The following is a 13,313-nucleotide window of genomic DNA, read 5'->3' as shown; positions in this document are numbered from 1 at the left end:
CGGCATCGACGACGAGGGGCCCGTCCCGCCGGTCATGAACCGGGTGGGACGGGCCCTTCCGTCTGCCGTGCTCAGCCCTGGCCGGTGAGGTCGATCGTCTTCGTCCGCTCGGCCGTGGTCTTGCCCATCAGCGCGTCCCGCATGACGAACGCGACGTCGTCGGCGGAGACCTGGTGCTTCTTGCCGTCGGCCTTGGTGATCATGATGCCGTCGAAGACGCCGTCCAGGAGCCGGTCGATCGCCTTCTTGTCGTAGACCTCCACCAGACGGCCCTCGACGGCCTTCATGGAGAGGATCTGCGGGAGCGAACGCGCCGGGCCGAACTTGATCTCCTTCGCGCCCGCCTTGATCACGATCGCGTCGGACATCGCGGGCTGGGCGAACTCCTTCATCGCCCGGTCCAGCTCCGCCTTGGTGACCGACGGCTGGCGGGTGACGACCGGCAGCTCGACGGTCTTGGCCTTGCCGGTCTCGACCTGGGCGCGGAAGGCGTCCTTGACGAAGAGCATCGAACGGGCGACGTCCAGGCCCTTGCCCGGCTTGCCCTCGACGGCGGTGACCTTGTTGGGGGCGAAGGTGATCGTCCCCTCGGTCGCCGAGCCGGAGACGCCGGCCACGTCGCGCAGGGCGACGGCCAGCTTCTCCTCGTCGACCGGGAGCTTCGGCTGGGCGACGCGCTCGCCGCCGAAGAGGGAGCCGATCACGGAGACCGGGTTGTAGTCGCTGCCCGCCGCCGCGCGGACGGTCTCCTGGCTGTCCAGGGAGAGACCGGCCTTGTCCGGGGCGAGCGTGACGGTCTTGCCGCCGACGTTGAGCTGGAGCGGGGCGTGGGCCCGCTTGCCGAGGGCTGCCTCGAGCTTGTTGACCCCCTCCTCCTTCGTACCGCCGCCGATGTCGACACCGAGGACGGTCGTGCCCTTGGGGACGTCGGAGTGGTTGAGGAGCAGCCCGGCGCCGTAGGCGACACCGACCAGACCGAAGACGCCGGCGCCGACGAGGACCAGCTTGGAGCGGCCCTTCTTCGGCGGGGCGGAGGAGCGGGCCGGGGAGGCGGCGGGGGCCGGGGACGAGGGCGCGGGGCGCGGTTCGGCCGGGGCACCGCCGACGTACTCGGGGGTCGAGAAGCCGCGCTCCGGGGCGCGGGGCGTCATGTCGGGGCCCGACGGGACGACCGGGATGCCGCTGGTGAGCGTGTCCCCGGAGACGTGGCCGCCGGGCGGCTGCGTCTGGCCGGGGGCGCCCGGGGTCATCGGTCCGGCGTTCTGGGGCGTCAGGACGGCCGTGTCGTCGGACATGCGCGGCGCTCCCCCGAAGGGGTCACCGACCGCCAGCGGGTTGCCGGCCATGGGGTTCTGGCTGGGGCTGGGACCGAGGCCTGCCAGCGGGTTGCCCACGACGGGGCCGCCGGCCATGGGGCCGCCACCCATAGGCGCACCACCCATGGGGCCACCGCCCATAGGGCCGGTGCCGAGTGCGGCGTTGCCCGTCGCCGGGCCCGTGGTCGGGCCGGTGGGGGCGGCCGGGCCGGCGGGGCCCTGCGGCCCGCCCTGCGCGTAGGGGGCGCCGTCGGGGCCGTACGCGGCCTCGTCCTGCGGCGGGGTCGAGAGGAACATCGGCGTACCGGACGCGGGCGTGGCCGAGATCGACGCGCCGCCTACCTTCGGGATGCCGCCCGTCGCGGGACCGGCAAAGCCGGAACCGCGCGTCGGGCCGCCCGTGACCGGGGGCCGTACGCCCGCCGGAGGCGCACCGGCCGGGCCTCCGGGGCGCGGCCCGGAAGCGCCCGGACGCGGCGCACCGGGGCCGGAGGCGGGCGCGGAGGGCTGAGACAGACCCGCCAGGCCGGACTTCGCGCCCGGAGCTCCCGGACCGGCCGGGGCCGACGGAGCCGGGGCGGAAGGCGCCTCGGGGGCGGCCGACTTGCGCGGGGCGAACCAGTCGCTGGTCGGCTTGTCCTCGGCCTTGGGCGGCTCCACGGGAGCCGGCGCCGGGGCGGCCGGGGCCTCCGGCGCGGGGGCCGGTGCCGAGGCGTCGGCGGCCGGGGCGGGCGTGGAGTCCGAGGCGCTGTCGCCGACCGGCTTGCGGACGACCACGGGCGGGATCGGCCGCGAACCCGGGATGTTGATCCGGATGCGCGTGGTCAGCGTGGTCTCGGTCCTGGGCTCTTCCGGCTGCGGAGGAGCGGGCGGCGCGGCTGCGGCACCGGCCGTCTCGTCGGGCCCGTCCTGCGTGGGGTGGAGCGACGGATACTGGCGGGATCCGTACGGCGGTGTACCCGACGGGTACGCGGCTCCACCACGCCCCTGGGCGCCGGAGGACGAACTATCGGTGTCTCGACCAGTTTCACGACTCAAAGCAGGATCTCCCGGTTGGCTCCACCGCCCGCTCTCTTGCTGGTGCTCGTGTACCCGGGCGGCTCGGCGGCGCGCACCACCATACTGGGCGGGGCGGACAGGCACCCTACGACCGGGGACCCAGGTGGGGGCAATCCGGCCGAAGCCGGGCACCCCTTCACCGAAGCTTCGCTCAAGTCACGCTGTTCACGGGGCCGGTCGGACGAGCCGCGACATCGTGGCGCAGATCACAGCCATCGCCATGCCACCGAGCAGGAAGATCATCTCGGCGACCCCGCCACCGAAGACCCCGTCGCCTTCCGGGCGTCCGAGGCTGAGCAGCACGATGGTGACGAGCCAGCCCGCCCCGGGGGCCACGACGCCGAGCTGGGTGTCGGTGGCCCGCAGCCCGCCGTAGAAGACGGCGGCGGTGGCGAGGAGGGCGAGGATCAACCCGCCGGGGAACCAGGCGTTTTGGACGAACGAGCCCGCGACGGCCACGAGGGCGCCGAGGACGACCAGGACGACGTACCAGACGATCCGCATACTCACGCGCCCCCGTCCGGCTCGGAGCCCGTGTCCACACCCGCGAACAGGTCCGTCTCGCGCACGCCCTCCGGCGCGCCCGGCGTACCCCTGACCAACTGGTAGTGCTCCGTGGTGAGGATGGGCTGCCCCAGATTGTTCGAGAGCGCGAAGAACGGTCCTTCGACGGCGATTTGGGTGGCGTGGGCGCGCATCGCGGCGGTCTTGCGGGCCGCCCAGGCCGTGTCGCCGTCGATCTCGGCGCTGATCAGGGCCTCGTCGACGACTCCCGGCACGTCGTCGATGTCGGCGATCCCGGGGAAGCCGGTGCCCTCGGCGCGCAGCCGGGCGAAGGCGGCCTCGGCGAGCGGGCGCGGGACGCGGTTCCAGTAGATCTTCGCGATCGTGTGGGCCGGGCCGAGGTCGGGGCGGTACGCGGGGTCCTCGGCCAGCTCGGCGGCGCGCATGGCGACGCGGTGGGCCTGGATGTGGTCGGGGTGGCCGTAGCCGCCGTCGGGGTCGTAGGTGACCAGGACCTGCGGACGGGTCTCGCGGACGATCTCGACCAGGTACGCGGCGGCGGTGTCGACGTCCGTGTTCCAGAAGGCGTTCGCGCGACGGTTCTGCTCGACGCCCATCATCCCGGAGTCGCGGAAGCGGCCGGGGCCGCCGAGGAAGCGGTGGTCGGTGACGCCCAGCTCCTTCATCGCGTCGGCGAGTTCGCCGACGCGATGGGGCCCGAGCCGGTCCTCCCGGTCGGGCGCGAGATGGGCGAGCCCGGGCGGGATGACCTCGCCCTCCTCGCCGAGTGTGCAGGTCACGAGCGTGACCTGGGCGCCCTCGGCCGCGTACCTGGCCATGGTGGCGCCGTTGTTGATCGACTCGTCGTCGGGGTGCGCGTGCACCAGGAGCAGACGACGGGCTGGGAGAACCGTCATGGCCCCACCCTACGAGGCGGGGCCGGGGACCGCCGGGCACCCCCGAGCGCGAGGCTCAGAACTTGAGGCCGCCGATCATGCCCGCCACGTTCGTGGTGAGCGTGCTGATGGACGGGGCGATGGACGAGCTCGCCAGGTAGAACCCCAGGAGCGCGCAGACCGCCGCATGTCCAGCCTTCAGCCCGGATTTCCGGATCAGCAGGAAGACGACGATCGCCAGCAGCACCACCGCCGAAATCGAGAGTGCCACGGCGGTTCACCTCCACACTTCATCGGTCGGATATTCGGACGGTCAGGTCGGCGAGCATGTGCCAGATGTCAGGTGACCCCTACCCACCTAGCGCTACGGATCATAACTATGTGTGGCACCGCATTGATGGTGTACGGAGGCACAGAGGGGGCGCACAGCGCTAGTTTCGGTCGCATGACCTCCACGCAACTGCCGTCGCATCCGCTCTCGTTCCCCCGCCAGTACGCCCGGACGCAGCGCTTCACGCTGGGCGTTCCGCGCACGTTCACGGTCTCCCCGGACGGTGAACGCGTGGTGTTCGTACGGTCGTCGTCGGGGACGGACCGGTCCCACGCGCTCTGGGTCCTCGACCTGACGGACGAGCCGCGGGAGCGGCTCGCGGCGGACCCGGAGGCCCTCCTCGCGGGCGCCGCCGAGGAGTTGTCGGCGGAGGAGCGGGCCCGGCGGGAGCGGAGCCGCGAGGGGTCGGGCGGGATCGTGGGGTACGCGGTGGACGCGGCCGTGGAGTTGGCCGCTTTCGCACTCTCGGGGCGACTGTTCGCGACGGAGCTGCGGGCGGGGACCTCGCGGGAACTCCCGGTGCCCGGCCCGGTGATCGACCCCAGGCCGTCGCCGGACGGGCGCCACGTGGCCTATGTGGTGGGCGGCGCGCTGCGGGTGACGGGCGCGGACGGGGCGGGCGACCGGGCGCTCGCGGAGCCGGAGGACGCGCACACCACGTACGGGCTCGCGGAGTTCGTCGCGGCGGAGGAGATGGGCCGCTCGCGCGGGTTCTGGTGGTCGCCCGACTCGGACCGGCTCCTGGTGGCGCGGGCCCATGACCGGTCCGTACGGCGCTGGTGGATCGCCGACCCCGCGCACCCGGAGCGGGAGCCGCAGGTGGTGCCGTACCCGGCGGCGGGGACGCCGAACGCGGAGGTGCGGCTGTACGTGGTGGATCTGGCCGGGGAGCGTACCGAGGTCGAGTGGGACCGGGAGCGGTACCCGTATCTGGCGCGCGTGCACTGGTCGGCGGACGGGGCTCCGCTGCTGCTCGTCCAGGCGCGGGACCAGCGGACGCAGCTGCATCTGGCGGTGGACCCGGCGACCGGGGCGACGCGGACGGTGCACGCGGACGAGGACCCGGTGTGGCTGGAGCTGCTGCCGGGGGCGCCGGCGTGGGCCCCGGACGGGCGGCTCGTGCGGATCGCCGACGAGGGCGGGGCGCGGGTGCTCGCGGTCGGGGACCGGGCGCTGACAAGTGCGGCGCTCCACGTCCGCGCGGTCCTGGACATCGGGGAGGACGGCGTCCTGGTGTCGGCCTCCGCGGGCGAGGAGCGGGCGGAGCCGGAGACCGGGGAGATCCATGTGTACCGGGTCGACGAGCGGGGCGTGGAGCGGGTCTCGGAGGGCGTGGGGGTCCACTCGGCGGTCCGCGGCGGCGGGGTGACGGTGCTGGTCTCGGCGCGGCCCGACGCGCCCGGGAGCGTGGCGCGGGTGCTGCGGGACGGCGAGCAGGTCGCGGTGATCGCCTCGTACGCGGAGACGCCGGTGCTCTCGGCGGGGGTGCGACTCGTCGAGGGGGGCGCACGGCGGATTCCGTGCGCCGTGCTGCTCCCCTCCGGGTACGCGGCAGGGGACGGGCCGCTTCCCGTCCTGATGGATCCGTACGGCGGTCCGCACGGCCAGCGGGTGGTCGCCGCGCACAACCCGCACCTGACCTCGCAGTGGTTCGCCGACCAGGGCTTCGCGGTGATCGTCGCGGACGGCCGGGGCGCGCCGGGCCGGTCGCCCGGCTGGGAGAAGGCGATCAAGAACGACCTGATGCCGACCCTGGACGACCAGATCGAGGCGCTGCACGCGCTGGCGAAGGACTTCCCGCTCGACCTGGAGCGGGTGGCGATCCGGGGCTGGTCGTACGGCGGCTATCTCGCCGCGCTCGGTGCGCTGCGCAGGCCCGACGTCTTCCACGCGGCCGTGGTGGGCGCCCCGGTGACGGACTTCCGGCTCTACGACACCCACTACACCGAGCGGTACCTCGGCACGCCTCAGGACAACCCGGAGGTGTACGCGGCGAACTCGCTGGTCACCGACGAGGGCCTGGTGGAGCCCGAGGAGCCGGCGCGGCCGATGATGATCATCCACGGCCTGGCCGACGACAATGTGGTGGTCGCCCATACCCTCCGGCTCTCCTCGGCGCTGCTCGCGGCGGGCCGCCCCCATGAGGTGCTGCCGCTCACGGGCGTGACGCACATGACCCCACAGGAGCAGGTGGCGGAGAACCTGCTGCTGCTTCAGGTGGAGTTCCTGAAGCGCTCGCTGGGGATGGAGCGGTAGTTCGGCCCGGGGCTCACCAGCCCGGTGGGCGGGGGTGCGGCGGGGCCGGTGGCAGGGCGGCGACCGGGCGCCGGGGTGCGGGGTGGGGCGCGCCGCGCACGGAGAGCAGGACGAGGACAGCGGCCCCGGCGAGCAGCCCGTACGCGGAGGTGGCGAGGGCGAGCCGGCCGGTGTCGTCCAGGCCTGCGAGGTGGGCGGCCCACCCGGTCCGTAACGCCGTGGCGACCCCGGCGAGCCCGCTGCCCGCCAGGAGCAGCCCCGCGAGCAGGCCGAGGGGCCGGGCGTGCGGGGCGCGGGCGAAGGCGCTGCCCGCGGCGGCCAGGAAGAGGGCGGCGAGCATCACGCTGAGCCAGGCCGGCGGGACCGCGAGCGCGGGCAGGAGGAGCGAGCGGCCGCCGGTGAACCGGTCGACGGTCGCCTCGACCGGCAGGGCCCGCGCCCAGTGCACCTCCCAGGCCACCCCCACGACCGCGGCGACCGCGCATAACACCCCGGCGGCGACGGCGGGGCCCGTACGGGGGCGGGCATGGGGCTCTGAGGCGGGTTGGCGGCCCAGGGCGGCGGTGACGACGAGTCCGGAGGCGAGGGCGAGCGTGAGGAGGGTCGTCACGAGCGCGTCGACGCCGGTGGCCCACAGGCCGGGGAGCCGCAGCGCGAGCGTGAGGGCTCCGGCGGCGGCGAGCGCGGGTCCGGCGAGGGAGGACCGGAGCGCGGTGAGCGCGGTGGCGGCGTAGGCGAGGAGCAGGAGGGGGTCGAGCAGCGACGTGGCGGACCTGCTCCGGAGCAGGAAGGCGTGGTCGCCGGCCCAGTACCGGCCGAGATCGGCGAGCGAGCCGAAGGCCGCGAGGTCCCGCAGGAGCCAGACGACGATGACGAGCGCGAGCGCGCCGCACAGTGCGGCGCCGGTGAGACGTGCCGGTCGTGTCACTGTCACGGAGCCGATACTCACGGCTACCACGCGTCGAAACAAGCGGTTCCGCATATTCGACCGGCAAGTGGAGGGGCGGTGTCGGCCGGCCGGGGCGACATGGCGCGCTCCGGCCGGCCTACGGCACCCGCACGGCCGTACGCTGTGGAGCTTGGCGCGTTCGTATATCGGATCCGGGTCGGCCGAGTTGCCTGCTCGTTAACGAATTTGACGCCCCTTCATCCGGAATTGCCCTCCTGCTGCCCGCCCGGCTCCCCAGGCTCCTGCGGCTTCCTCAGCCCCTCCTCCGGCTTCCCCAGCTCCACCCCCGGCTTCCCCAACTCCTCCTCCGTCGGCACCACGTGCTTCTCCTCCGCGAAGTGGCACGCCGAGTCGTGCTTGGCCGGGGAGTCGGTGAGCCGGAAGACCGCCGGGACCGCCAGCTCCGGGACTTCGAGCGTGCAGCGCTCCTGCGCCTTCCAGCAGCGGGTGCGGAAGCGGCACCCGGAGGGGACGTTGGCCGGCGAGGGCACGTCACCGCTGAGGATGATGCGCTCGCGGTGCTCCCGCGCGTCCGGGTCGGGCACCGGGACCGCCGACAGCAGGGCCTGGGTGTAGGGGTGCGTGGGGTGCTCGTAGATCTGGCTGTCGGTGCCGATCTCGACGATCCGGCCGAGGTACATGACGCCGACCCGGTCGGAGATGTGCCGCACGATCGAGAGGTCGTGGGCGATGAAGACGTACGACAGGCTGAACTCGTTCTGGAGCTTCTCCAGGAGGTTCACGACCTGGGCCTGGACGGAGACGTCGAGGGCCGAGACCGGCTCGTCGGCGACGATGATCTCCGGCTGGAGCGCGAGGCCGCGGGCGATGCCGATGCGCTGCCGCTGGCCGCCGGAGAACTGGTGCGGATAGCGGTTGATGTACTCGGGGTTGAGCCCGACGACGTCGAGCAGGTCCTGGACCTTCCGCCGCCGGTCCCCCTTGGGGGCGACCTCGGGGTGGATCTCGTACGGCTCCCCGATGATGTCGCCGACCGTCATGCGCGGGTTGAGCGAGGTGTACGGGTCCTGGAAGACCATCTGGATGTTGCGGCGGACCGCGCGGAGCGCCTTCGGCGACAGCGTGGTGATGTCGTCGCCCTTGTAGCGGATCGAACCGGAGGTCGGGCGCTCCAGGTTGACGAGCATCTTCGCGACGGTCGACTTGCCGCAGCCGGACTCGCCGACGATGCCGAGGGTCTCCCCCGCCGTCAGGTCGAAGTCGACGCCGTCGACGGCCTTGACCGCGCCGACCTGCTTCTTGATGACGATGCCCCGGGTGAGCGGGTAGTGCTTGTGCAGGTCGCGGACCTGGAGAATCGGCTCAGCCACGGAGGGCCTCCTGCCAGAAGTGGCACGCGCTGCGGCGTTCCTCCGACACGTCGTACAGGGGCGGTTCGTCGGTGCGGCAGACGTCCCTGGCCAGCGGGCAGCGCGGGTTGAAGGCGCAGCCTGGCGGGATGGCGAGCAGGTTCGGGGGCAGGCCCTTGATCGCGTACAGCTCCTGGCCCTTCTGGTCCAGGCGCGGGATCGAGTCGAGCAGGCCCCGGGTGTAGGGGTGGGCGGGGGCCTTGTAGATCTCGTGGACGGGGGCGGTCTCGACGATCCGGCCCGCGTACATCACGGCGATCTTGTCGGCGACGTCGGCGACGACGCCGAGGTCGTGGGTGATGAGGATGAGGCCCATGTTGAGCTCGCGCTGGAGCTCGGCGAGGAGGTCCATGACCTGGGCCTGGACGGTGACGTCGAGGGCGGTGGTCGGCTCGTCCGCGATGATCAGGTCGGGTTCGAGGGAGAGCGCCATCGCGATCATGATGCGCTGGCGCATGCCGCCGGAGAACTGGTGCGGGTACTGCCCGACCCGCTCCTTGGCGGCGGGGATGCGTACCCGGTCCATCAGCTCGACGGCCTTGGCGCGGGAGTCCTTGCGGGACAGGCCCTGGTGGACCTGGAACATCTCGCCGAGCTGGTCGCCGACGCTGATCACGGGGTTGAGGGAGGACAGCGCGTCCTGGAAGATCATCGCCATCTTCGCGCCACGGACCTTGCGCCGCTCGTCCTCCTTGAGCTTCAGCAGGTCGCTGCCCTGGAAGAGGATCTCGCCGTCGGTGATCTTGCCGGGCGGGATGTCGAGGATGCCCATGATCGCCTGGGCGGTGACGGACTTCCCGGAGCCCGACTCGCCGAGGACGGCCAGGGTCTCGCCCGCGTCGACCGAGTAGCTGACCCCGTTGACCGCCTTGGCCACGCCGTCCCGGGTGTGGAACTCCACGTGCAGATCGCGCACTTCGAGCAGCATGGGTGCCTACCTCAGCTTCGGGTCGAGGGCGTCGCGCACCGCGTCGCCGAGCATGATGAACGCGAGCACGGTGATGGCGAGCGCACCCGCCGGCCAGAGCAGCATGTGCGGGGCGTTGCGGATGTACTGCGAGGCCGAGGAGATGTCGATGCCCCAGGAGACGGTCGGCGGCTTCAGGCCGACGCCGAGGTACGACAGGGTCGCTTCGAGCGAGATGTACGTACCGAGGGCGATGGTCGCCACGACGATGACCGGGGCGACGGCGTTGGGCGTGATGTGGCGGAGCAGCATGCGGGAGTTGGAGGCGCCGAGCGCGCGGGCCGCCTGCACGTAGTCGTTCTGCTTGGCGGTGATGACCGACCCGCGGGCGATGCGGGAGATCTGCGGCCAGCCGAGCAGGATCATGAAGCCGATGACGGGCCAGATGGTGGCGCTGGTGACGACCGACAGCAGCACCAGTCCGCCGAGGACGACGGGGATGGCGAAGAAGACGTCGGTGATCCGGGAGAGGACCGCGTCCCAGCCGCCGCCGAAGAAGCCCGCGAGGCCGCCGAGGAGGGAGCCGAGGATCGCGACGCCGAGGGTGGCGAGGACGCCGACGGCGACGGAGGTCCGGGCGCCGTAGACCGTACGGGTGTACACGTCGCAGCCCTGGCCGTTGAAGCCGAACGGGTGGCCGGGCTGGGAGCCCTCCTGGGCCTTGGAAAGGTCGCACTGGAGGGGGTCTCCGCTGGCGATCAGGGACGGCCAGATGGAGATGATCACGAGGAAGAGGATGATCAGGCCCGAGATGATGAAGACCGGGTTGCGGCGCAGGTCGTGCCAGGCGTCGGACCAGAGCGAGCGCGGCTTGCCGGCCGGTCCCGTACCGAGGGGGCCGCCCGGGGTCTTCTCGAGGGACTCACCCTCCTCCATGGCGAGGTCCGTGCCGGCGCCCGCGCCCGTGTGGTCGATGGCGCGCCCGTCGTCGAACGGCTCATGCGGCTTAAGCGGCTCAGGCATAGCGGATCCTCGGGTCAAGGACGGCGTACAGGAGGTCGACCAGAAGGTTGGCCAGCAGGAAGACGATGACGAGGACGGTCACGAAGCCGACGACGGTCTGGGTGTTCTGCCGGACGATGCCCTGGTAGAGCTGGTAGCCGACACCGTGGATGTTGAAGATCCGCTCCGTCACGATCGCGCCGCCCATCAGCGCGCCGATGTCGGCGCCGATGAAGGTGACCACGGGGATGAGGCTGTTGCGCAGCAGGTGGCGGGTGATGACCCGGTGGCGCGGCAGGCCCTTGGCGACGGCGGTACGGACGTAGTCGGCGCGCTTGTTCTCCGCGATCGAGGTCCGGGTGAGCCGGGTGACGTACGCGAGGGAGACGGAGGCGAGGACGAGGCCGGGGACGATCAGCTCGTCGAAGGTGGCCTCGGAGGAGACCGCGGGCTTGATCCAGCCCCACTTCACACCGAGGAGCAGTTGGAGCAGCAGACCGGTGACGAAGGTCGGGATCGAGATGACGACCAGGGTCAGCAGCAGCACGGTGGTGTCGACGGGGCGGCCGCGCTTGAGGCCCGTGAGGACGCCGAGGCTGATGCCGATGACGATCTCGAAGAGGATCGCCACGATGGTCAGCCGGATGGTGACCGGGAAGGCGCTGGCCATCAGCTCGGTCACCGGCTGGCCGTTGAAGGCCGTACCGAAGTCGCCGGTGAAGATGTTGCCCATGTAGGTCAGGTATTGCTGCCAGACGGGCTTGTCGAGGCCGAACTCCTTCTCCAGCTGGGCGGCGGTCGCGGGATCGCAGGCGCGGTCGCCGCAGAGGCCCGCGATGGGGTCGCCCATCACGGTCACCATCAGGAAGATCAGCAGGGTGGCGCCGATGAAGACCGGGATCATCTGCAGCAGACGCCGGATCACATAACGACCCATGGGGGGCTCCGGGGGTGTGGGGTAGGCGTACGGCCCGGCGCGCGGGGAGATACCGCGCCGGGCCGCCCGCCGACGCGCTGCGTCAGTTGACCTTGATCTGGTCGTAGACCGGAACGCTGAAGGGGTTGAGGGTCACGTTGGAGACCCGGTCGGAGTAGCCGGCGCTGCCGTTCTGGTACCAGAGCGGGATCGCGCCCATGTCGTCGCGGAGGACCTCCTCGGCCTGCTGGAAGGTCTCGACGGCCTTGCCGATGTCGGACTCGGCGTTGGCCTGGTCGACGAGCTTGTCGAACTCCGGGTCGGTGTACTTGCCGTCGTTGGACGAGGCGTTCGTGTAGTACAGCGGCTGCAGGAAGTTCTGGATGAGGGGGTAGTCCATCTGCCAGCCGGCCCGGAACGGGCCGGGCATCTTCTGCGTGGAGACCTGGCTGCGGAAGTCCGCGAAGGTGCCGATCGGGTTGCCGACACAGGCCCGGTTGTTGCCGAGGGCGTTGTTGATGGAGTTGCAGACGGCGTCCACCCACTCCTTGTGGGAGCCGGTGTCGGCGTTGTACGAGATCTTCATCGTGCCGCCGGGGATGCCGCCGCCCTCGGCGACCAGCTTCTTCGCCTCCGCCGCGTCGTACTTGCAGAAGTCGCCGCAGACGTCCTTGAAGCCGCCGTCCTCGCCGAGGACCGGGGAGGTCCAGTCGACGGCGGGGGTGCGGGTCTTCTGGAAGATGGTGTCGGTGATCTGCTCGCGGTTGATCGCCATGGAGAGGCCCTGGCGGAGCTTCTCCTGACCGGGCTTGTTCCACGCCGGGTCGTAGAAGGGGAAGCCGAGGGTCTGGATGATGCCGGCCGGGACGTTGATGTACCGGTCGCCGAGGTCCGCCTGGACGTTCTTGAGCTGCGAGGCGGGCACGTCGTCGACGAGGTCGAGGTTGCCGGCCGTCAGGTCGGTGTAGGCGGTGTTGTTGTCGGTGTAGACCTTGAGGGTCACACCGCCGTTCTGCGCCTTGTCGTCGCCGGGGTACTGGTCCCAGCGCTTCAGCTCCATCTGGGAGCCCTTGGCGTACGAGGAGATCGTGTACGGGCCGTTGCCGACGGGCTGGTTCAGCCAGGCCGCGTGGTCGTCGAAGAAGGACTTCGGGAGCGGGGAGAAGGCGGCGTAGCCGAGGGTGTCGGGCCAGGTGGAGAACTTCTGGGTGAGCTTGACCGTGAAGGTCTGGGGGCCCGTGACCTTGAGTCCTGACATCGTGTCGGCGGTCGGCTCGCCCTTCTCGGGGTGGACCTGGTCGTAGCCCTCGATCTGGCCGAAGAAGCTGGCGTTCTTCTGGTTGTTCTTCAGGCTGGCGCCGTAGTTCCAGGCGTCCACGAAGGAGTTCGCGGTGACCGCCTCGCCGTTGGAGAAGGTCCAGCCGTCCTTGACGGTGATGGTGAAGTTCGTGGAGTCCGTGGTCTCGATCTTCTCGGCGAGCATGTCCGTGGCCGCGCCGGTCTTCGGGTCGTACTGCTTGAGCCCCCGGAAGATCATCGAGAGGACCTTGCCGCCCTGCACCTCGTTGGTGTTCGCGGGCTCCAGCGGGTTCTGCGGGTCGCCCCACGAGGAGCTCACGACACCGTCCGCGCCACCACCTCCGCCATCGTCTCCGCCGCCGCAGGCCGTGGCCGTGAGGGCGACGGCTACGGCCACTGCGGCCCACTTGGCGTGCGTGGCTCCGCGCATGAGGTGCCTCCCGAGGTCCTGGTATGTACCGAGAGCCCCAATATCACCCGAGTGCGGGCGGTATGCACCTTAGCGACA

At 71.5% G+C, this 13,313-nt stretch carries 11 protein-coding genes; 1 reads left to right on the top strand and 10 read right to left on the bottom strand.

Features of this window, described 5'->3' with window-relative positions; all coding sequences use genetic code 11:
- Positions 1-71: 71 nt before the first annotated feature.
- The 4 genes from AB0F56_RS19630 to AB0F56_RS19615 all read right to left on the bottom strand — a co-directional run bounded on the left by AB0F56_RS19630 (position 72) and on the right by AB0F56_RS19615 (position 4,046).
- Positions 72-2,093, bottom strand: coding sequence for a hypothetical protein (locus AB0F56_RS19630; protein WP_362011100.1), 2,022 nt, complete (start codon positions 2,091-2,093; stop codon positions 72-74).
- Between the two features lie 447 nt (positions 2,094-2,540).
- On the bottom strand, positions 2,541-2,879 hold the full coding sequence (locus tag AB0F56_RS19625) for a DUF6113 family protein (RefSeq protein WP_362011454.1): 339 nt from the start codon (positions 2,877-2,879) through the stop codon (positions 2,541-2,543).
- Positions 2,880-2,881: 2 nt separating this feature from the next.
- The gene (mshB, locus tag AB0F56_RS19620) at positions 2,882-3,796 is read right to left on the bottom strand and encodes an N-acetyl-1-D-myo-inositol-2-amino-2-deoxy-alpha-D-glucopyranoside deacetylase (protein ID WP_362011097.1); all 915 of its coding nucleotides are present in this window, start codon (positions 3,794-3,796) and stop codon (positions 2,882-2,884) included.
- A 55-nt stretch (positions 3,797-3,851) separates the two neighbouring features.
- Positions 3,852-4,046, bottom strand: coding sequence for a hypothetical protein (locus AB0F56_RS19615; RefSeq protein ID WP_137993529.1), 195 nt, complete (start codon positions 4,044-4,046; stop codon positions 3,852-3,854).
- A 174-nt stretch (positions 4,047-4,220) separates the two neighbouring features.
- On the opposite strand from AB0F56_RS19615, the gene AB0F56_RS19610 reads away from it, so the two are divergent.
- Positions 4,221-6,362, top strand: coding sequence for a prolyl oligopeptidase family serine peptidase (locus AB0F56_RS19610; protein WP_362011094.1), 2,142 nt, complete (start codon positions 4,221-4,223; stop codon positions 6,360-6,362).
- Positions 6,363-6,375: 13 nt separating this feature from the next.
- On the opposite strand, the gene AB0F56_RS19605 is transcribed toward AB0F56_RS19610, so the two are convergent.
- From AB0F56_RS19605 to AB0F56_RS19580, 6 genes are all read right to left on the bottom strand, one after another.
- Positions 6,376-7,296: a hypothetical protein gene (locus AB0F56_RS19605; protein ID WP_362011092.1), complete on the bottom strand. Its 921-nt coding sequence runs from the start codon at positions 7,294-7,296 to the stop codon at positions 6,376-6,378.
- Between the two features lie 212 nt (positions 7,297-7,508).
- Positions 7,509-8,642 carry a dipeptide ABC transporter ATP-binding protein gene (locus AB0F56_RS19600; RefSeq protein WP_362011089.1) on the bottom strand — a complete coding sequence of 378 codons (1,134 nt, stop codon included), beginning with the start codon at positions 8,640-8,642 and terminating at the stop codon, positions 7,509-7,511.
- The gene (locus tag AB0F56_RS19595; protein WP_362011086.1) at positions 8,635-9,609 is read right to left on the bottom strand and encodes an ABC transporter ATP-binding protein; all 975 of its coding nucleotides are present in this window, start codon (positions 9,607-9,609) and stop codon (positions 8,635-8,637) included. Before AB0F56_RS19595 ends, AB0F56_RS19600 begins: the two co-directional genes overlap by 8 nt.
- A gap of 6 nt (positions 9,610-9,615) precedes the next feature.
- Complete coding sequence (locus AB0F56_RS19590) at positions 9,616-10,611, bottom strand: ABC transporter permease (protein ID WP_362011083.1); 996 nt, start codon at positions 10,609-10,611, stop codon at positions 9,616-9,618.
- The gene (locus tag AB0F56_RS19585; protein WP_362011081.1) at positions 10,604-11,527 is read right to left on the bottom strand and encodes an ABC transporter permease; all 924 of its coding nucleotides are present in this window, start codon (positions 11,525-11,527) and stop codon (positions 10,604-10,606) included. The genes AB0F56_RS19590 and AB0F56_RS19585 overlap by 8 nt, the downstream gene beginning before the upstream one ends.
- An 82-nt stretch (positions 11,528-11,609) precedes the next feature.
- Positions 11,610-13,235: an ABC transporter substrate-binding protein gene (locus AB0F56_RS19580; RefSeq protein WP_362011078.1), complete on the bottom strand. Its 1,626-nt coding sequence runs from the start codon at positions 13,233-13,235 to the stop codon at positions 11,610-11,612.
- Positions 13,236-13,313: the final 78 nt, after the last annotated feature.

Source organism: Streptomyces sp. NPDC026092 (assembly GCF_040638605.1).
Lineage (GTDB): Bacteria > Actinomycetota > Actinomycetes > Streptomycetales > Streptomycetaceae > Streptomyces.
Note: the sequence above shows the minus strand (reverse complement) of the source record. Positions and strands in the feature narration are given on the sequence as shown.